A 22,795-nucleotide genomic window follows, 5' to 3' on the forward strand; every position below is an offset into this window, starting at 1 on the left:
TCTCAGTTGCACTCAATTTAATAAATCCTCAACATTTAAGAAACTGGTTTGCTAGTTGCTGCTACTGTACCTCATAAGAGCCGTAAATGCTGTAAGGTTTACAGTGAACTTCTCTGGGATGAAGATTGGGAAGATGAAGAAGACTGTGCAGGAGATTGACAGCTTTGATGATATCGTTGAAGTGACTTGGCTTTTGCTAGACAATGATTGCGTCTACTTTGAACAGTTTGTAGAAGCAATGGCATTTTTTCTCATGAGAGTTATAAAAGAGCCATAATTGCCTACCCCTATTTATTGATCTGATACCTTTCTATCATGACTACAAGCGATCGCCAAAAAGTCTACTTAGAATAAAGGTGGTTGAAAAGCAGATTACAAGCTATTTTCAGCTTCTTGTGTTCCCAAGTGGAAAAGAAAGACGGCAAGGCTTTTGGAAAACTTTTCGGTCTACTGAAAGTCCAATGTACTAGCTTCTTCTCTCATTTAAGTTTGAAGTAGCGATCGCTCGTGAAAGGCTCCTTTCCAACTGCTGATTTTTCGATCTACTGAGTCTTCTCAAATATTTAAACTAAATGGTCTAGTTTGCGTTGGTGACAGCTTCGCCAGTTGTTCCTCCCCTACTTAGAATGGTAAAAATTTGCTTGAGGAATAAAAGAGAAGCGTGTCAGCACATCATTGATAAATGTAAACCTAGTGGAAGCATCTGTATTAAGCGTAGCGTACACAAAGTCTACTACCTTCTGCTCCTTGAACACTGAAGGCTGTACAAAAGTAGGCTCACCATAAATCGATATTACCTGCTGCGGGTTCATTCCAATACGAATGCGTTGGTAGGCAAGACCACTGATTGGCGTGGCGGGTTCTGCGGGTAATATGACTCCCATAATTTTGATAGGGGTTTCTAATCCGACATTCATACTTTCTACCCGATCGTCTGTAAGAATTATATTTACTGGTGGTTGATCTTCTTTTACATAAGCAAGTCGCTCAAGTTTATAAATAGAGATATCATTGCGCTGCTCGGAGAAAGGCTGTCCCATCAATTTCAGCACTTCTTGACGGCTCATCCCAATTTTAATAGCCTGAGCAAAACGAGGAATATTATTGGTACTTATGGTTTTGAGTTCAGCAGTAATACCTGATAGATAACCATCAATCATCGATATTTTGGTGAGAATTGGCTCTTGGCGGTAATTGAGGATTTCAATTCGCAAATCTGAGTTTGGAAACACCTTAATATCAGTTGGCTTCCCCATCACCTTTTCAACCTCAGATTGAGTCATACCTTCATATAACAAACTAGATTTAAGCGGTTGACGTTCAATCTTAATATTATTGCGAATTTTCGGAAAAAAGGACGGTTTATTATTACCTTGAGATTCAGTGTGAGTTTGATTTGGTCTGGAGATAGGAGTTTGAGCCATTAAAGGGATAACTGTGGTTGTGAGGCTCAATGGTATAAAGCACAAGTGAAGCCACAGTTTTGCTGGAACGAGCTTTTGTAATTGCATGATAGTAAAGCAATGTCTCTTCATATAAATTCTGCCAAGTGAATCCAAATAATTTAACAGCAAAGGAGTGCGATCGCTCTCAACAGATAGAACGATGTAAAACTGCTGCACGTACAGATTAGATAGACAAATATCTCCGCTTTCTTTAGGAAGATCCAATAAATAAATCAGCCCAGCCGTATTAAAAATATTTTGGCTCAAACCAGGGATTTAGGCGCTTTCGTTCTTCAGGCGAAAGCAACGGCTGGGCTGATTTATTCGTATATTGTGCATTATAAATATTGGCATCAAGCAAAGCTAGATATCTTGTATAGTTTTTGTGCCAGGAATTTATACAGTCTTGTCTGGACAGGGTTTTTATGTTTTGCCCTACAAGTATTACACGCTCTTGTATTCGGCTATTTCGCCAAAAGTTAGGCTATCTCAGTTTATGGCGAAGTATTAATATACAGTAGCTTTTTCCAACAGCTTTTAAACCAATGTTGGAAGAATTTATTTGCTTGAAGGAGCGGAATCTACTTCATTTAATGGGGCTAAAGGAGCAGAATTATTTACATTACCCGTATTGGTAGCTGGGTTTGGATCGGAAAAAGTAGCTGGAGCGTTTCTTTCTGTTGCAGTGGGGTTGACAGGTGTTGCTAACACCGGACCGAGTTGTGTTGTACTAGCTGCTGGGATAAAGATCGGCCAATCGGATGGATTCTTGACGGCAGGAGAAGCCGAAAATTGTCCGCTTTGCCTGATAGGTACTAAGATAATCCTTTGCTTGCCTGGTCGAGCTGGATCGGAACTCAATTGTGGTCCCACATTAATAGTGGCTCTCTTTTCGACAAGGGTCGTAGTCGGCCTGCCATTGGAGTTAAACGACGGGGGACGGCTATATACGGAAGCAGCAGGATTGCGACTAAGCGGGGAGCCGTCTTGTCTATAAGCCCTGACTACTGCACTGCCGATTGTATACCCCAAAGCTTCACCAGCTACTGAGTCGGAGTAGTAGTGTACGCCCCCTTGCCTTCGGGATAGCGATGCTTCTCTGCCCAAAGCAACGAAGTTCTCTACTGGTTCTTCGGGAAAACATGCTGGTCCGACAGCCATAAATACGCCAGCGGAAGTGGAATGACCGGAGGGGTAAGAAGGATGGTAAGGCGTAGGCACTCTGGGATTGTCAGCTTGAAAAGTGTAATTAGTCACCTGATCGGGACGGGGACGCAGATACATAAACTTGTTATACCATGCAGCTAGAAGACCAGAATAAATGCCTTCGTTTAGCATCGCACTACAACGCGCCGCTAAGGGTGGACTGTATTTATAAAGTTGAATTAAATGGTCAAAATAGTAATTATAGTTTGAACTAGGTGGGTCAAAGTTCCAGCGAGTTATATTTTTGATGACTTCAGGATTGTTACGGGTAGCCGCCAATTGATTCAATTCCCTCAGTTCATCTGCTGTTTGAGCAGAGGTATTTGAGGGCGGTGGGAGAAGAATAAATTGGTCAAATTTTCTCACCGGATTTTCGGGTATTGTCCAATTGGGAGCAGTAGGAGCAACAATCTGCGAGTCATATAAGCTTGTTGGGAACTGAGGGTTCGAGAAAGTATCTTTGGGGTTGAAGCGTACACTATCAGGCTGATTGGGAACCTGAGCATTAGCAGTTTGAATAGTAGCTAAGGCAAACAGAAATGCAGCAGTCGCACTGTTGATAAGAAACGAAGTTTCCATTATTTATTGCTCATTGTAGAAAATACTACGTATTTTTACCAAAATATACTAGCAGTGGACTGAAAATTTATGCGATACGGTTTATACTGAGGTTATCTAACCGGAAAACCATAGTTTCAGTAGAAATACGATAGCCAAAACCCGCACTTTAATCTTATATAGGTCTTATTGTACTAATCAAAAATTGAGAAAGGTCGGTTGAGTATATCAGTCAAGATTACTTTTATAGTCCTTGTGCTGTGAGTATTTAAAAGATAATTTTTATCTCTTGAGCAACTCAAGTCACCTGCTGCGATTAGTTTGAAGTTAGAGGATGTTTTAAAACGGTCTTTTGCTCTCATAGCGAGTACAGCAAAGAATCTCAATAGATGGCTTAAACCTTGATTTTACTGTATTTGACGCAAGTAAGTCAGAACGCCAAAATGAGAACTTTCAGAACTTTTCAAACAACCTCTCAAAAAATATAAGAAGAATGCATAATTCAGAATTTAGAGTTTAGAATCAATTGGTTCGGAGTAGCACCCGCCACTAATTGTAGACCACTAAATCAAAGATTTAGTGTGATGTTTCACCATTTCTTCAGACACTCGCGGACTCGCTAACCCTGGGAAGCACAGCCACTCACACAGAATTCAATTCTGTTAGCGGATAGCTAAGGTTTAGCCCATTATGGCTCCTGACTCCTAAATTCTGTTTTGTTAAGTATTGCTAGATAAAGTCTAGCTAAAAATCGGACTGAATTGTTTCAAATTCAAAGCACTAAATCAAGCGTGTATGTAATATTCGCTGTGATATTTTTTAATATTTAAAAGAGGTTAGAGATGGTTCTTGATGATGCCTTTGGAACTAACAGTTTGTCAAGTTTGGATCGAGGATTGGAAAAATCTCTAATAGACAGTACGATTTTTAACGCCTCTTTAGAGAACTCTTCTGACTTACTTGGTTTATCGAAAGTAAATAGAAATATAAGTGGTTTCGATCCTCTTTCTCTTGTAGCTAATAGTCTGGCAACAGGAAACAGCACAACAGACAACAACAATTCCAACTTGCAACAGGACATCTCTACTAACAACAATAGTCCGGTTGATTATACCTTTGAGCGATCGCCTTTGTTCAACGGGCGAAGTTTCAGTTATGTTGCATCTAAGCAGCCTCAGAGCGCGACGTTTGACAGCGCAACTGGTTTTGACCCACTCACGGGTAAGACAAGCGATACGCCCAGTATTGACATTGCCAGTAGCGATTCGTTGCTGACAGGTGGTGATAATTCTTCATCTTTATTGGCATTGCTCCCAGACATTATCCCGCCCGCATTGACCGTGACAGTCCTGCCGCTCAGTATCATACCAGGGTTGCCGCAATCCCATCTTGTTGGCATTGTCAATGGCACAGGTTCAGCAGTTGCGTCGCTCACACTTCAATTTGACAACTTGGCTGTAAGTCCGATATCTGTTAGTCCAATAGGAGTATTTGACAAGCAACTTGACTTCACCGGACTAAACAACGGATCGCACACACTGAAAGTTAATGCCGCAGATGCTGCTGGCAACATCTCGACAGCAAGCTTTTCTGTAATCCTAAATCTGGCTCCGACAGCACCAACAATTACAGCTGGTTTAACTAACGACACAGCAGCAGGTGGTACAACCAATACCGATAGCATTAGTTCTGACCCAACTACCGCAGGCACAGTTAAAAGTAGCAATCGCAGCATCGAATTTAACGCTCTTACAGGTTCTACCCCATTGGTGAACCTTACAGATCATATCTTGATTAACGAAACCAATCAGATTGTTTCGCTCAAAGCAGGGTTCGATAATACATCCGTTGCTAACTACGCAGATGTACTAACTGACTTGCACTCAGATGGTAGCTTTACATTAAGTCGTACTCGGCTGAATACAATTTATGGCAATATCTTACCAAACGGCAATCACACTCTGCACTTACAAGCCGTAGATAAATACGGTGTTGCCAATTCCTTTAATATCTCTTTTACACTAGACACAACCACTGCCATTCCTACTCTCAATCTGTCTGCTGCAAGCGATAGCGGCAAAAGTAATGGAGACAGGATTACACTAGACACAACTCCGACAATTAATGGGACGGCAGAAGCTCTTGCCACAGTCAAACTGTTTAACAATAGTCAACTTTTAGGACAGACAACTGCCACAACAAATGGTAATTGGCAAATTACAACATCAGAATTAACTGATGGAGCATATAATCTTAACGCTACTGCTACTGATATTGCTGGTAATGCTAATACATCTGTTACAGCGTTGGCAGTTACCATAGATAGTACCTTGCCTCAAGTTAACTTAACTACTTCAGTTGACCAATCTCCTTTGCATTTGGGAGATAAATTGACTGGCAATGTTGATGGCACTGGTAGTGCTGTTACTGCATTAAGCTATCGCTTTGACAATCGTCAGGAAGTATCTGTAAATTTTAGTTCTACTGGCAGTTTTGACCAGGCTTTGGACTTGACGGGACTGAGTAATGGAGAACATACCTTAATAATTACTGCTACTGATACTGCTGGTAACGTTAAAATTACTCAATACAATGTTAGGGTCTTTGTCGATCGAGATCCGCCTGTTATCACTGCGGCCTTAGTACATGACACAGCTCCCTCCGATCAGACCAATACCGATCGCATTACTTTTGACCCAACTATCAGCGGTACAGTCACTGATATCAGTCAAATTACTGAATTTCGTGCAGGCTTTGATAACACTGATGTTGCTAACTTTGTTAACGTTTTACCGCAGCGTCAAAATGACGGAACATTTAGATTTGACCGCACCCAGCTTGAAAGTATTTATGGTGGCACGTTACCAGATGGCGATCGCGTACTACACCTCTTAGCAATAGACGAATACGGTAACGCTTCCAACATCTTTGACTTCAACTTTACCCTCGATACATCTGCTCCTACCGTATCGCTTACTACACCAGATTCTGTGGGAGATTATAGTTACACAGCGCGGCTAATTGGTAATACTACCGACATAGGTGGCTTTGCCACCAGCGCTCGCTATAGTGTAGATGGGCAAGCATTTTCATCTCTAGCGGTCAATAATCAGGGACAGTTTAACCAAGAGATTGCCACGTCTGGTTTAGCAGCAGGTTCTCATCATATAGTTATAGAAATTTTTGATACTGCGGGTAACTCCACTCAAACAGTTGCGGATTTTACAGTCTCCAATGACTTCTTAGTAGGAGCCACTGGGACACAAGGTTGGGGAAATAAAACTGCCAATTCCGTTACTTTGGGCGAGCAGAATAGTTTCGTTACTCAAACTGCAATACCCATTACTCTAGGACAAACCGAAGGTAAACGTCAGCTTGAGTTTGATATAAATACCTTATTTGACACTACCGATACTACTGCTGCCTCAAAAGACCGATTGGCAGTATACTTAGTAGATCCAACCAATCCTAACCTTACGCTCTTAGATCGGGGCGAACCTGGAACAGCATTGTTTTCACTTGACGAGACGGGAGCTGAGTTTACCCCTGGACTAGTAAACTATAACGGCAGTAGGGTACAGGTTGACCTGACCAGCCTTGCTAACAAGACTACCGGTTCCTTAGTCTTCCAGTTAATTAACAATGATGGCGATACTGGTAGTGTAGTTCGGGTGCAAAATCTGACAAATATTGTTGACCCTGAAGGTGTTAACAGCCCTATCTTCCCAACTGGAACAGATAGAGCAACGGTCGGGCCTGCTTTGAATCTAGGAAACTTCACAACCGCTTCAAATGCGAAATTGTTAGTCAGCAACGTCCACCTCGACACTGCTACTGGTCGCTACACCGCAGATTTACAAGCACGCAATATCGGGACAACAATCCTCTCTCGTCAGTTAGTAGTTGTTTTGACAAATCTGCCGACAGGAGTTAGTTTACTCGATCCTTCTGGCATACATCCTGCGGGTTCACCCTATATTAATTTAACTAATGCTATTCGTCCCGGTGGTTTAACTCCGGGAGCAATATCAGATACAGTTCAAGTTGTTTTTAACGATCCATCGCTGTTACGCTTTGCTCTGCAAGCAGTATTTTTAAAAGGAGCGCCAGAACAAGGTCCTTTACTCCAGAATCCTGGTTTGCTCAACGTCAAACCAGGCGACCGTTTAGCAATTCCCTTGGTAGCAAGCGATCCAAATGGCGACCCAATCGCCTTCTCGCTACGTTCAGATCGACCGCTGCCAAAGGGTAAGCTTAATAGTGATGGCACTCTAGTTTTTACTCCCAGTCCGGAACAGGTGGGAACTTACAACTTTACCGTAGTCGCCAGCAGTGGAGGCGCAGAAGCAACGCAAGAGGTGACGCTAACTGTAACACCAGACGAGGTGACTACTACCCGCATTTCCGGTGTAATTCAAAATACAAATCAGGCTCCATTGGCTGGAGTAGCGATCGAATTGGGAGGAACCCAAACTACAACAGCTGCTGATGGTTCATTCTTGTTAGAATTCTCTGGAGCTTTACCCAGTAATACACTTAGGGTGCATGGTGAGCAGGTTCCTGGTACGTCCGTGTATCCGTTTATTGCAGAAAAACTGCCATTGCTGTTGGAACACGAGGTGTATGCGAACGTTAACAATGTCATCGCTCGTCCTATCTATCTGCCACCGATTGATACTGCCAATGCCCACACCATCGATCCCAACCTTGATGTAACCGTTACTAGCACTGCTATACCTGGGTCTGCCATATTTGTTGCTGCCGGAACGCTGAAAAACCAGCAAGGTAATTCTTTCACTGGTCAACTGAGTATTACCGAAGTACCGACTAATCTGACTCCCGCAGCTTTGCCAGAAAACCTGCACCCAGATTTAGTAGTAACTATTCAGCCAGGGGAAATGGTGTTCGCTACTCCCGCACCTTTGACACTGCCAAATCGTGCGGGATACCCACCCCTGACACAGATGGATTTGTGGTCGATAAATCCCACGACTGGGTTATTTGACAATGTAGGAACTGGGAAAGTCAGTGCTGATGGCAGCGTCATTGAAACTATTTCTGGAGGAATTCGCAATAGTAGTTGGCACTTCTTTGCTCTTCCACCAGGCGTATTCGGGACGCTCAAAGACGTAAATAAAGACCCGCGCAATCCAGACGAGAAGTGCAATAAATGCGAAGCTACTGAATCTATCAACTCTGAAGTAGAACTCCACTCTGGGGCAGTACAAGAAACTCACAATCTGACTACATATCAATCCTTGGGTGAGACTCGCGGACTAACTTTAAAATATAACTCGCTGCGTGCCGACCCCACATCAATCGTGCATTTTGGCTACGACAATGTTCAGTTTGTTAATACCAATGGCGGTTTATTGATTGCCAAGCTTGCGGTAAAGCAAGGTGATTTCACTTACCAAGTCCCAGGTATTGCTCAAGGACAGTATGGACTGTCTGGCGGCGAGCATTTCTGGTCGCTACCTGATACTGGCGGCACTGTTGATGCTGCCCTTCAAGCAGACTTGCGCTCTCTACCTTCTGGACAATATACTTACGAATTGACTACTGGGCTATTTACATCCAGCTTCAATGGTTCTTCAACAACCAGTACGGGCAAATTAATCAACGTCAACACTATCAACAGTTCTTTTGGCAGTGGTTGGGGACTAGCTGGATTGCAGGAAATTGTCGAGAACGAAGATGGTTCTGTGCTGCTGATTGATGGCGACGGTAGTCAACTGTTGTTTGAAGCACCCACTGCACCTAACAGTTCTTACGCCTCCCCAGCAGGCGATACGTCTACTCTAGTACGTCTGGGTGACGGGACATTCCGGCGGACGATGAAAGACCAGACTACTTACCAATTCGATGCTCAAAACAAACTGGAGTTAGTGCGCGATCGCAACGATACTGAAACACAGTATGTATATAATACTGCCGGACAGCTAACCCAGATGATTGACCCAGTAGGTCTAGCAACGACGTTTACTTACACTGGAGATAAAGTAACTAGCATTACTGACCCATCTGGTCGCATTACACACATGGATTACGACTCCAAAGGTAACTTAATCAAAGTTACCGACCCAGATAACTCTGCAAACCTCTGGGAGTACGATAACGAACACCATGTAACTGCGGCAGTAGACAAAAAGGGTAATCGGGGAGAGGACTTCTACGATTTTGCAGGTCGAGTTACCCGTGGTGTTCGTCCAGATGGCTCGGTAGTTCAGGTAGATTCAGTTGAAGTGCAAGGATTATATCGTCCAGAACAAACCCTCAATCCGTTGTCAGCACCAGTGGCAAAAGACCTTGATGCCGCAGTTGCCAGTTATGCCGATGGTAATGGAAACGTAGTTCGCACGCTGCTCGATTCTTCAGGACAAACTATCTCCTCAACGGATGGGGCTGGCTTGATGCCGACTGTTGAGCGAGATGCCGACAATAGGGTAACGAAATCAACGGATGGTCGTGGATATGTCACTAACTACACCTACGATGGTAAAGGCAATGTCTTAACTATCAAAGATGAGCTTTCACAATCATCTCCAGGGTCGGGAAACTCAGCAAAGAACACTTTATTCCCTAATCCGATTTACAAGACAGGAAACAGCCCTCAGCAAATCCTGACAGCAGATTTGAATCAAGACGGCTTCCTCGATTTGGTAAGTGCCAACTCCAGTAATAGTAGCGTATCTGTGCTATTTGGAGAGGAGCAAGGAACATTTAGCACTCCCACTAACGTAGCAATCGGGAGCAATCCTAAATCTATTGCGCTAGGAGATGTGAATGGGGATGGCAAAGTTGACCTAGTGATGACAAATTCCTCTAGCAATGACGTGTTCGTGCTGTTGGGGAACGGACAGGGAACATTCAGCGCTCCTACACCCGCCAACTTAGCTTTGGAAACTAGACCTGATTTTATCGCTTTAGGCGATTTAGATGCTGACGGAGACTTGGATTTGATTGTCAGTATTGTAGATTATACAATTGGTTATGGTTCTGACAATGTATCCGTACTACTGAACAATGGCAACGGCACCTTTGGCGCTAAAACTAACAATGCCCTACAGAGTAAGGCTGAATATATTGCAGTCGGAGATGTGAATGGGGATGGCAAAGTTGACTTGGTGACTGCAAACTCTTCTAGAAATAATGCCTCCGTGTTATACGGGGATGGACAGGGAAGATTTAGCGTTCCCAGCAACTTGGATTTGGGAAGTAGTACCCCTGATTCTATTGCATTAGGGGATTTAGATGCTGACGGAGACTTGGATTTTGTTTTCGTTGACAGTTTTTTTGGTTATGGTTCTGACACTTTGTCCATTCTGTTGAATAATGGCAACGGCACTTTTGGCGCTAAAACTAACTATGCCCTAAATAATCAGGTTCAATCTATTGCGGTGGGAGAGGTCAATAAGGATGGCAAGCTTGACCTGATGATTGGAAATTCCTACAGTAATAACGTATCCGTGCTGTTAAATAATGGTAATGGTAGTTTTGTTGCCAAAACCGACTATGCTGCTGGCAACAGACCTAGTTCGGTTGTATTAGGAGATGTCAACGGAGATAGTACTGTCGATCTTCTCCAGGACTTACGCAACTCCAACACATATAGCAATACTGTGTCAGTTCGCTTAGGTAATGGCGATGGTACTTTTTCCCCTCTAGTCAACAACTACACCGTTGGCAGCGGACCCGAATCTGTAGCACTGGGAGATGTCAACTCTGACGGAAATCTTGATTTGGTAGTTGCAAACTCTGGGTACGGCAGTGATGTGTTGTCTGTATTGTTGAATAATGGCGATGGTAGCTTTAGCGCTAAAACCGACTATACAGTTGGAAGTAACCCTAAATCTGTAGCACTAAGAGATGTGAACTCTGATGGTCGCCTTGATTTGGTGACTGCAAATTACGATGACAGCAGCGTGTCTGTATTGTTAGGCAATGGCAACGGCACTTTTGCAGCCAAAGTTGATTACTTAGTTGGCTCAGGGCCTAGCTCTGTAGCACTGGGAGATGTGAACTCTGATGGTCGCTTTGATTTGGTGACTGCAAATTACGATGACAGCAGCGTGTCCGTATTGTTGGGCAATGGCGATGGCACTTTTGCAGCCAAAGTTGACTACGTGGCTGGAACGCAAGCCTCATTTGTTGTTCTCAAGGACTTGAACTCTGACGGTCGTCTTGACTTGGTAACTACAGATTACTACGGTGTATCAGTACTTTTGAATAATAATGGCACTTTTAATACTAAAACTAACTATGAGGTAGGAATAAACCTTAAGTCTGTTGCTGTCGAAGATGCAAACTCCGATGGTTATCTTGACTTATTGACTACAAACTTCGATGACGATAGCGTATCAGTGCTTTTGGGCAATGGTACTGGTGCATTCGATCCGCAAAAACGCCTGGAATTTGCTGTGGGTGATGGACCATCGTCTATAGCTTTGAGCGACCTTGATGCTGATGGCGACCTTGATTTTGTAACTGCAAACTACAATGGAAATAATGTTTCTGTGCGGTTAAACAGCACTATTCAACCAGGTGTTAGCAGTGGCATTGGCGAACGTCGCTATACTTACGATCCAATTTTCAATCAGGTGACTAGCGAAACCGATGAATTGGGTAGAAAGACGCTGTATGAAATTGACCCGCTCACCGGAAATCTGCTTTCCACTACCCGCGTTGTAGGTGCAGTGGGCGGCGATGATGATGTTATTACTCAATACACTTACACTACTAATGGGCAAATTGATACTATAACCAATGCCTTGGGGCGGGTAACTGATTACGATTACAATGCTTTTGGTCAACTGATTAAGACTACCTTTGCCAAGGGAACGGTAGATGAAGCATCGCAGCAGTTTGAGTACGATGCTGCTGGTAACCAAACGGCAATTATTGATGAGTTGGGGCATCGCACTGAGTTTGTTTACGATCCCATGAATCAGCTGCTCAAGACCATTGAGGCTGATCCAGATGGTGCGGGAGCGCTAACCTCGCCGATTACGACATTTACCTACGATGTTGATGGTAATCAAAAGACAGGAACAGATGCCCGTAACAATGTTACTACTAATGATTATGACATCATGGGGCGTTTAACCAAGACGACTGATGCTCAAGGTGGTGTGACGCGCTATGTTTACGATAAGTCAGGGAATCTAGTTTCTGTAATCGACCCATTGGGACGCGAAACTAAGTCTCGCTACGATGGACGCGATCGCCTCATTGAAACTATTCATCCTGATGGCACAAGTGAAAAACCTCGCTATGACTTCGACAATAACCTGACTTCAGCCATTGATGCTAACAGGAACCGAACAAACAAAGTTTATGATGCGCGTGGTCGGTTAATTCGAGAAATCGATCCCCTTGGAAATATAACTCGGTATGAGTATGATGTTGCCAATCAGCTAGTTGCCACGATTGATGCTAACGAGCATAAAACGCAGTATAAATACGATGACTTGGGCAGACAAGTTGAAGTAATTGATGCTTTGGAGGGAGTTACTAAAATAGAATATGACAAAGTTGGTAATGTCATTGCTGATACTGATGCTTTACAACACACAACTCGCTACAGCTACGACAATCGCGATCGCCAAAAAGTTGTTACTGATGCGTTAAACTACACCACAACGATAGTATATGATGCAGTTGGCAATACAATTGCGATCGCTGACCAACTAGGGCGGACTACTCAGTACAGTTACGATGCCCTTAATCGCCAAACTAGCATCACTGACCCCTTAAATCACACTACTACTTATACTTATGATGCAGTAAATAACTTGGCATCGGTCGCAGATGCCTTAGCACGGACTACCCAGTACGGTTACGATGCCCTTAACCGCCGCACTAGTATCACAAATCCTTTGGGAGATACTGCCACTACCATTTATGATGCAGTAGGTAATATCACTGCTGTTACTGATGAACTAGGACGTACAACTAAGTTTACTTACGATAAACGCGATCGCCGGATTGCAAGCATCGATCCCCTGGAACATAAGACTACTACCGAATATGATGTCAATGGCAATCTGACTGTTATCACTGATGCTTTGGGACAAACAACCCGTTACGGGTACGATGCTTTAGATCGGCAAATTACGGTAACGGATGCCCGTAACCAAACCACAACAACTACTTACGACGCTGTTGGCAAGGTCTTTACCATCACCGATCCTGTAAATAATACTACTAGTTATACGTATGATGCTTTAAATAGGCTGCTTACCGAGAAGAATCAACTAGGCAAGCTCCGTTCCTATGAATATGATGCAGTGGGCAATCAGATTGCTGCCACAGACCGCAATGGGCGCAAACAAACCTTTACCTATGATGCTTTAGACCGCCTGAATTCCGAAAAATGGCTGAATGCAAGCGGCAACACCATTCGCACTATCGGCTACACTTACGATGCTGCAAGTCAACTTGCCACTGCTAGCGACCCTGACTCTAGCTATAGCTATACTTATGATGCAGGGGGACGGATAACTTCCGTAGATAATGCAGGGACATTTAGCGTACCAAATGTTGTTTTAAACTATACCTATGACCTTGTTGGAAACCGCCTGAGTGCCAGTGATAAAATTAACGGTACTTTGCGTAGGACTGAGACTTTTACTTACAATAGCCTCAATCGCGTTACCAGAATTACTCAAAGTGGCAATGGGGTAACTAACAAGCGAGTAGATATGGCTTATGACAAAGCCAGTCAGTTGAAGGGTATAGTTCGTTATGGTGACTTGGGTGGAACGCAATCAGTTGCCGATAGCAGCTATACCTACGATTTGGCAGGTCGGCTGATAGATTTAACCCATAAGCAAGGGGCAACAAATTTAGCTGCATATACTTTTGATTACGATGTTGCCAACCGGATTAGTAAATTCACTTCTGTTGATGGCACCAGCGACTACAGCTACGATTCTACAAACCAGCTTACAGGTACTGACCACAGCTTCCAAACTGACGAAGCTTACAGCTACGATGCTAATGGTAATAGAATTAACACTGGGTATCAAACTGGTACTGATAACCGTTTGTTAAGCGATGGGAAGTACAACTATGAGTATGACTTTGAAGGTAATAGAACTAAGCGGACTGAAATCCTTACAGGTGAAGTAACTGAATACACCTGGGATTATCACAACCGTCTAACGCAATTTGTTACAAAAGATGCGAGTGGGAATATTACTCTTCAAGCCGATTACACTTATGATGTGTACGATCGCCGCATTGCAAAAGCAGTAGACGCAGATGGAGCAGGGGTAGCAACTGCTACTGTTGAGCGCTTTGTTTATGATGACGACCATATTGCCTTGACCTTTGATGGCAATGGGATCGTAACAAACCGCTACTTACATGGCCCGATCGTTGACCAGATTCTTGCGGATGAGAATACAACTGGACAGGTGCTGTGGGCGCTGACTGATAACCAAGGGACGGTGCGCGATTTGGTTGATTCCACTGGAACTGTTCAAAATCACATTACTTACAATAGCTTTGGTAATGTTACCAGCCAGACTAATTTAACTACTACTACTCGCTTTGGCTACACTGGGCGCGAGTTTGATGCGGAGACTGGGCAGAACTACTACCGAGCTAGGTATTATGACCCTCAAGTAGGTGAATTTATCAGCAAAGACCCAATTGGTTTTGCTGGCGGGGATGCTAATCTTTACAGATATGTAGCAAATTCTCCTATTAACGGTATTGATCCTACAGGAAATTTTGTCATCCAACCCCCAACAGGAGGGATTGGACGGTTCTTTAAAACCTTAGTAGGAATTGTAGGATCTGCTGTTGAAGGGATCTCAGCAACTAGTTTTGCAGGCGCGACATTTATAGCTGGAGGTATAGTTTTACTTACTTCAGAGCGAACGGCTGATGAAACTAGGAGTCTCGCGCGACCTAAGCAACCTAAGATTGAGGATACGCCGATACCAATACCTCCACGTCCAAGACCCGTGCCGCATCAAACTTCACAGGCAGAACCAGAACAAGATAAGCCTAAAGTTGATGGCAATTGTCTCGATAATAAGAAAACCTGTGCTACAGATGAAATATTAAAAAATTATGTTAGTTACGAACAAATCAAAAGAGGAACTGGAGGTGGAAATGGAATATTGATTGGCTATCAATTCACTAACCTTGAAGGATCTCAAAGTGCCTTTACAGAACTTCAGCGTATAAGGCGTATCCTATCAAGAGGAACAAATGGTGATGAAAATAAATGGTGGAATCAACAAAAAAACCTTGCAGTGCAAAATGGAACGCTACCCAGAGTGCTAGTAAGGTGTAACTATCCACCTTCCTTAGCTACAGGAAATTTGATAACTGAACAAGGTGCCATACATTATAATGTAACAGGAGAACTCTTCAACGCAGCAGGCAGTACAAGCGTAGGTACACTAGCACGCTGTGAAAGCTGTGAGGATACTGCGAAAGGTCCAAAAAAACGAGTAACATATGGTATTTTAAATGTTAAAGATTTCTATGGAGTGAAAATTACGCCTGATCGATTTGCTCAATAAATTTTACATCAGTTTGATTTAATTTATTCATCTAAAATGTGAAAAATTTACCATGCATTTTGGAATCAAAATATAGGAAAAAGACACAAGTAAAGGCAAAAAAGCTGAATATTTAGTGCTTTTTCACTTTTGATAAACTCTTTGCTCCACACTTAGAGCTTGGAAACAGTAAAAATAGTGGAAATTTACATACATCAAAGTTGCTTAGAGTTCACCTAAACTCTAGGATAAAATAATGATGAGATCCCTAACCTGGGCTAATTTTATTAGATAATCTTATGAACGGGATAGTGGCGAAAGCTACTTCACCAGTATAGTAACCACAAAAGCCCAGAACCACACTTTCAAGCAGGCTTAAAAGCACTACTGAGAATATTGTTGGTTCGTTAAATTATTTAGGTACGATAAATTCATAGCTCTCATAATGCTGTAGTTCATCAGTTTTTTTACTGACAGAATACTGTATATAAGCTTTCTTACCTTTCAAAAATCTCTGAGGCGCAATTTCCAAAATATTAACTATGAATAAGATAGAGTATTTGATTCTCTCTGCTGCTGTTAAGGATTACGAAACACTCAGAAATGTTGCATCAGATTGGCAATTGTCTCATACCCAATTGGCTTCCTTAGCTAATTGCTTGTTTCAAAATGGTGATATATTGGCAGGATTTCCTATTGAAGATGGAAAAAGCATTAAAGATATTACTTTAACAATGTCTCAAATTCAGGCACACTTAGATGGGAAATTAGATATTTTTTACTACTTGACTCCTCAAGGAGGAACTAAATGGGAAGCCATCTCTAATGTTGATTGGAACCGCTATTACAGAGGTAAATTTGGTTATAATTACGATGTTACAACTAAGTTATACGACGCAGAAGTTATCTCTCGTTCTAAAAATTTAATAGATAATTATCTGAAAAGTAGCGAGTATTTAGATGGCTATGTTCATCTTCCAGAAACAGTTGTTTGGGAAAAACTAGAATCGTGGCAAGCAACTTACTGGAAAACTTTACTTCAAGCTTATAAAGTTCGCTACAAATATCGAAATGTTCAACGGTCTATAAATCTAAATGATCGTCAAGAATGGGAATTAGATATACAAATAAAGAACTTATTTGCAGAAATGCAACAATGGTATACAGAGCCTAATTTCAAAGAAACTCCACCTAATCCTATGGATTACGAAGAATTTGGTTTTCACACTTTACCCGATCAAACTGCTATTCAAAAGATTGAATATTTAATTTTAGAATCTGCCGTGATTTTTAAAAGCTATTCTTTGGAATTTGTTGCTAACTCAAAAAAGCTTTCTCATACGGAAATAGTAATTGGAGCAGATATTCTTTTTCAGAGAGGTGACATAAGGGCAAGAGTTTTTGCTGACGAACATGACTTTGAAGGAATTTCAAATATCATATTAACAAAAGCTGGAATTCAAGACCACTTGGACGGAAGAATTAAGGCTTCATACTATTTAACTCCTCAAGGTGGCGCTCGCTGGGAAGAAATGGCTCACCCAGATTGGAATAAGTTTTTAATAGTTAATATTTTAGAAATTTTCCCTTATGAACATGGAATTTTAGGTACTCAGCGAGAAATCATAGAGAAATTGTTGGTTTTAGACAAATTTATTTTAATGCGCGAGCATGTTCCAGGAACGGAAGTTTGGGAAGTTGTTGAACCTTGGCAAGCAACTTACTGGAAAACTTTACCACTAGGATATCATGTCTGTTGTGAGTTTAAAGATAATGATTGGGATTATTGTGGCTTAGACGACCATATTCCCACAGATTTGCTTGAGCCTTATGAACAAGCACTTCAATGGTATAAAGACGTTAAAAAATGGTATATAAATCCTTATTAATACTAGGATATAATTTGCTCGTAACTAGCTTTAGCCTAGCAGTAACGTTTGCTTAAAAGCTTAAAGTTTGTTAGCGCTTATGCCTATGTCCCCCACTATTTCCATTGTCATACCTGTTTACAATCGCTCCCATTATCTCGGATATGCCATTGAAAGCGTTCTTGGGCAAACTCGAAGAGACTTTGAGCTAATAATTTGGGATGATGGTTCAACAGACAACTCAGTAGATATAGCCCGTCACTACGCTAAACAAGATGAGCGGGTAAGAGTCGTAGCAGCAGACCACCAGGGGACAACTCTCTCCCTCAAAGCCGCACTTTCAATCACAACTGGAACTTATATTGGCTGGGTAGATAGCGACGACCTTTTGGCTGCGACTGCACTTGAAGAGACTGCTTTAGCTTTAGATGCCAACCTCCAAGTTGGACTTGTTTACACCAACTACGTTGTCATCGATGAGAACAATAATGTCATTGGCCCGGGACAGCGTTGCCGCATTCCCTACTCACCAGAGCAACTCTTGCTTAACTTCATGATTTTCCACTTTCGGCTGATGCGTCGTTGCGTTTACGAGCAAGTAGATGGTATTGACCCAAAGTCTGGACTAATCCAAGATTATGACCTGTGCTTGCGACTTTCAGAAGTTACAGAAATACAGCAATTAAAACGACCGCTATATTATTACCGCAATCATTCAGGCAATATATCCCATCAAAAACGAATCGAGCTAATTTATAACTCACAAGAAGCGATCGCAAGGGCACTTCAGCGTCGGGGACTGGCTGACCGTTATGAAATCAAAGTAGAAATTATCGGTCATTACTATTTACAGCCCAAGAACGGAGCATAAACCGCTATGTCAACGGTGAAATCAGATTCTCAGATGGTATTTCTGTTGATATTTTGGGCATTACCTGCTTTAACAACCCAGCTACCCGTAGCTTGTCTAGTAACTGGAGAATAGCTTCTCGCTGTTCTGTATATAGCGGAGCATGTAATGGTACAGCACTAATTAGAGTATGTAATTTTGTTACTTGTTCAGTCATAGACAGCAAAGGTTGATCGGTCAACGAGATCGGCTGACTATCAGGCAACAAACCCACCCACCGAGAAAGGGCTTCTGCAACACTAGTTTCATTAATAGAAGGTTGCAGCACTACTTGCTTCCATAAAAGACGAATGATTTGATTGGTATGCCCCATAAGTGTATCAGTAGCACCCAACTGGCTCATTGCCATTACAATTCTAGTTTCGGCAGGCGTTAAAGTCATACCAACATTTATTGAGCGGTGTTGGAGCCAAAAATACCGCTCTCCTTCCTGAAAAAGTTGCGTAGGTGCTAGTTTCCAAAAGTCCCAGTTGAGCCTTAATAAAAACCAGTGTTCTGCTGACAATTGCTGTAATTGTTCCTTGGTAGCATAATGTACAAACTGTACAGCCGTCTGCTTGGTGCTTTCAACTCTCTCCCAGTAAAGAGTAGAACGACTAGTTTGCTCTTGGTACCAATGGTTGTAACGCACAATTGCTTCTGGCACATGAAGAAACCGCAATCCCAGAGCAGCCGCGAGGGTGAAATACTCTAAATCAGTATTAGCCTGTGTTTTTTGATGCCATACTTGTACTTCGTTCAATCGTTGAGCGGCACTACGGCGCAGCAAGTAAGCATGAGGTGGATGCCAATGGTGAAGCAAGAAATACCGTAACGGGTCGTCTAGTTGCATGGAGTTGAATAGTAACCTGTGTTCGCACTGGTCATTCTGATAAAAACACCACTCCCAGTCCCCATAGGCAATGTCAAACTGACGATTTTGTTCTAATGCTGCTACTTGCAATATAATTTTTTGGGGTGTCAATTCATCTGAGCCATCCAGCCATTGGATATAGTCACCAGTAGCTAAAGCTAATCCATGATTGTAAGCAGAACTCGCTCCTGGTTCCTGGCATTGAGTAAAAATTACACGTCCTTTAATTGTGCTGGCAAATTGGCGAGTCATTTCGCTCAAATTCTCGGTCGAGTCGTGTTCAACAATAATAATTTCCAGATCGGGATAAATTTGTTGTTGGCAACTGTATAGGCAGGCAGCAAATCTCTTGGCGTTATCACTAGAGATGATAATAGAAACTAGGGGGGCAGTGATGGACTGGCTCTGATTTTGATTGAAAGCGGGAAAAATGTATGACTTGAATTGTTCTACAGTTGTACGAAAGTGAGTTTCAATGGTTGGTCGCAGATGGCTGTAGCAAGCATTGGCAGGGCGACGATAAAATTCTTCTAGGACTTGAAGCCCATTTGCTAACCATGCAGTACAGTTAGATTGGGTAACGATGCTGTCAGGCAACCAGTGTTTGCGAACTAAATACTTGGGGATATGTACTGGTTTCCCATGTGCAAATAGTCTTAAGTAAAATTCCCAGTCATGACAGCCTTTGAACTGTTCGTTTAATAAACCAACAGTTTGAAAGACAGATTTCGGAACGACGACTTGGGAGAGTGTGTGAATGAAGCATCGCCAAAGCATTGAAAGAATCAGGTCATCTGGATGGCTTGGACTGAGGCTCATTCGATCGCCTTTACGATCGACGCTTGTGATGGCGATATAGTTGCAGTAGCTGAGGACAGCAGTGGGTGTTTGTTTGAGAGTGTCAATTTGATGTTGCAGGTAGTCTGGTAGCCATTGGTCGTCGCTATCGAGAAAGGCGATAAATTGTCCCAGCGCGTTTTTGATACCAAAATTTCTGGCGGCGGCAGCACCACTATTATTAGTCATGTGCAGCAGTTTGGCTTGCGGATAATGGGTTTGAATCCAATCCGCAGTCCCATCAGTGGAGCCGTCATCAATTACGATTATTTCGTAGTTGGTGTAGGTTTGACAACGGATGCTCTCAAGGGCATGACCAAGATAATGTTTACGATTGTAAGTAGGAATAATGATAGAGACAGTTGGAAATGAATTAGAAATCTGCTGGGGTAAGTTAGCGGTATTTTTAGGAATGTGTTTAGGTTTGATGCTAAAATGAGCTACAAGCTGCATAGATAGCTCATATTGGCTGTCTAACCCTCGTCTTTTGAGTGCATTGTTAATTGCTTTTTGAGACCAGCGAATCGGCTCATACTGTTCATTAGTTAGGTTGCTCCCGTGGCGACGATAATAGTAGAGAGGCTGGGCAATATGGTAAAAATCGGTGACTTCAGAGAGTCTCAAGCACAGGTCATATTCTTCGGCATAAAGAAAGTTCGGATCGATACCGCCCACTTGCTCGTAAACTGTGCGGCGTATTAGGCGGAAATGAAAGGTCATGAAATTAATTAGCAGCTGTTCTTTGGAATAGGGGATTTGGCAACGCTGCCCAATTCCATGCAGGTTTCCCTGTTCGTCCATCAGTTGATAGTCTGTGTAGACAAGTCCTACCAAGGGGTGGTTATTAAGAATAGAAATTGTTTGTTCTAAGGCGGTAGGGGCTAGAATATCGTCACTGTCTACCCAACCAATATAATCTCCAGTGGTTGCAGCAACCGCTCCGTGAATAGCAGGGGCAATACCAGTATGTTTGGCAGCGATGACTCGGATGCGTTGATCTTGCTGGGCATACTCATTGGCAATTTTAACTGAGCCATCTGTAGAGCCATCGTCCCAGATTAATAGTTCAAAATCCGACCAAGTTTGAGCTAAGACACTTTTAATTGCCGCAGCAAGGTAGTTCTCTCGATTGTAAACTGTAATTACGATAGAAACAGATGTTGTCATCAGGTCTTTGCTCATATTTAATTGTTGTTTTCTCAAGCTTTTACCGCTTAAAAAAGCTTCTTTTGCTCTGCTGGATTTTTCTCTCTCTAAACGGCTGACTTTTCTATCCGGTTTAATCAAACTACCTGACTCAGAAATAGGTACTTCTTGGGCATTCTCTGTAAAAAATTCGGATGAGCCTTTGTATCGTAGTACCGCTAATCCATGTTTGAATGGAGCGACTCTTATGAGTTCGAGTTCGGGAATCTCTTCCAACCACAGATTTACAATCTCGGTTTCCTGATCCCGATAGTAATCGTCCAATAGTAACCATGTCCCTGGCTGAACAAATGCTTTTAGTAAATGTGGAGCTGGATATCGCGCTCTTAAGCAACTATCTTTTGGGGGCCCATCTACGAGGATGAGGTCGGCTGCAAAGGATGAGACGGCATTAATGTCGTACCATTTAACAGTTTTCCCATTAAAAATCGACTGTTGCAACGGACATAGCTGTAAGTCCACAGACTCTAGTAATCCTTTTTCTTGTAATCGCTGGCAAGTGTAAGCGTACCAATTAGAGTTATGTTCTAAAGACAACACTTTCTCCAACTTTAAACTGCCAAACAGAATAGTTGACAGACCACTGCCGCACTCAATGACTTTTCGGATACCAGCAGCTTTTATAAACTGGGATATCCATTCGAGTGATTCAGATGTCAATGCCCAGTCAGTAAATTCTGAAGGGTTTACACACTCAGGTAACATACATTAATGGGAGTATAAAATAGATTAGCTCTCTTGTGCAGTAATTATACTGAAAATCATCCATTAACTTCTAATTACAAACTTTAACTTACAAGTTTTGGGACTAACCAGATTTTTTGTTTCAGTAATCGTGATTTTCGGCTTTAGCTTCATGAACACGCAAGTAGGTGGTTCTTATGCATTTATTTACCGCACTTTTTAATTTACTACAAAAACGAACCCACATTGCCCTGGTCTTTGATTCCAATGGCACTGAGAAAAGCCCTAAGCTATACGGAATAGGCACTACAGATTTTAAAGCTATTGAACAATAAAGGTCTTGCAATAGAGTAAGCAATTGTCCTTAATGCAGTGCTGCGATCGGTGTGGTGACAAAACCCCAGCATGAATTACCTAAGCAATTGCAAACCGCTTAACTTATCAGTGTTTCGGGTTTTTTTGGTGCCATTCGACTCAGAAACCTCGTCGGGCGCACCCCATCGCAGGGTGCCGAAGGTCATAGTGCCGAGGGTGAGAGGGCTGACGATCAAGCCGGAGTGTCCGAGAGTGCGCAAGGCGGTAAGGCTCATAGGTTTCTTTTCTGGCTAAAACCAGGACTTACGCAACTGTCACAAGCAATGGCGCAGCTACGCCGCGCCGTAGCCGCGCCGAGCGCCCAACAACTAGAGGATAAGCATGGGAACATC

General features: G+C 42.6%; 7 protein-coding genes. 4 read left to right on the forward strand and 3 right to left on the reverse strand.

Annotated features, from left to right (window positions below; translation table 11 throughout):
* Positions 1 to 133: 133 nt before the first annotated feature.
* Positions 134 to 277 carry a hypothetical protein gene (locus V7K44_RS24160; RefSeq protein ID WP_334935146.1) on the forward strand — a complete coding sequence of 48 codons (144 nt, stop codon included), beginning with the start codon at positions 134 to 136 and terminating at the stop codon, positions 275 to 277.
* A gap of 340 nt (positions 278 to 617) precedes the next feature.
* On the opposite strand, the gene V7K44_RS24165 is transcribed toward V7K44_RS24160, so the two are convergent.
* Positions 618 to 1,712: a hypothetical protein gene (locus V7K44_RS24165; protein ID WP_334935148.1), complete on the reverse strand. Its 1,095-nt coding sequence runs from the start codon at positions 1,710 to 1,712 to the stop codon at positions 618 to 620.
* A gap of 291 nt (positions 1,713 to 2,003) precedes the next feature.
* On the reverse strand, positions 2,004 to 3,230 hold the full coding sequence (locus tag V7K44_RS24170; protein WP_334935150.1) for a vanadium-dependent haloperoxidase: 1,227 nt from the start codon (positions 3,228 to 3,230) through the stop codon (positions 2,004 to 2,006).
* Positions 3,231 to 4,051: 821 nt separating this feature from the next.
* Between V7K44_RS24170 and V7K44_RS24175 the strand changes: the two genes are divergently transcribed.
* From V7K44_RS24175 to V7K44_RS24185, 3 genes are all read left to right on the forward strand, one after another.
* Positions 4,052 to 15,751, forward strand: a complete 11,700-nt coding sequence (locus tag V7K44_RS24175; RefSeq protein ID WP_334935152.1) for an FG-GAP-like repeat-containing protein — start codon at positions 4,052 to 4,054, stop codon at positions 15,749 to 15,751.
* Between the two features lie 521 nt (positions 15,752 to 16,272).
* A complete protein-coding gene (locus V7K44_RS24180; protein WP_334935154.1) occupies positions 16,273 to 17,619 on the forward strand; it encodes a hypothetical protein in 1,347 nt (448 codons plus the stop codon).
* A gap of 85 nt (positions 17,620 to 17,704) precedes the next feature.
* A complete protein-coding gene (locus tag V7K44_RS24185) occupies positions 17,705 to 18,469 on the forward strand; it encodes a glycosyltransferase (RefSeq protein WP_334935156.1) in 765 nt (254 codons plus the stop codon).
* A 4-nt stretch (positions 18,470 to 18,473) separates the two neighbouring features.
* Here V7K44_RS24185 and V7K44_RS24190 read toward each other — a convergent pair whose 3' ends face one another.
* Positions 18,474 to 22,109, reverse strand: a complete 3,636-nt coding sequence (locus V7K44_RS24190; protein WP_334935157.1) for a glycosyltransferase — start codon at positions 22,107 to 22,109, stop codon at positions 18,474 to 18,476.
* Positions 22,110 to 22,795 lie beyond the last annotated feature (686 nt).

The organism is Nostoc sp. (genome assembly GCF_036917235.1).
Taxonomy (GTDB): domain Bacteria; phylum Cyanobacteriota; class Cyanobacteriia; order Cyanobacteriales; family Nostocaceae; genus Nostoc.

Bases quoted from the DNA above. Each gene is read 5' to 3' on its own strand.
- V7K44_RS24160 (WP_334935146.1), top strand. From the start codon at position 134: ATGAAGAAGACTGTGCAGGAGATTGACAGCTTTGATGATATCGTTGAA.
- V7K44_RS24170 (WP_334935150.1), bottom strand. From the start codon at position 3,230: ATGGAAACTTCGTTTCTTATCAACAGTGCGACTGCTGCATTTCTGTTT.
- V7K44_RS24175 (WP_334935152.1), top strand. From the start codon at position 4,052: ATGGTTCTTGATGATGCCTTTGGAACTAACAGTTTGTCAAGTTTGGAT.
- V7K44_RS24180 (WP_334935154.1), top strand. From the start codon at position 16,273: ATGAATAAGATAGAGTATTTGATTCTCTCTGCTGCTGTTAAGGATTAC.
- V7K44_RS24185 (WP_334935156.1), top strand. From the start codon at position 17,705: ATGTCCCCCACTATTTCCATTGTCATACCTGTTTACAATCGCTCCCAT.
- V7K44_RS24190 (WP_334935157.1), bottom strand. From the start codon at position 22,109: ATGTTACCTGAGTGTGTAAACCCTTCAGAATTTACTGACTGGGCATTG.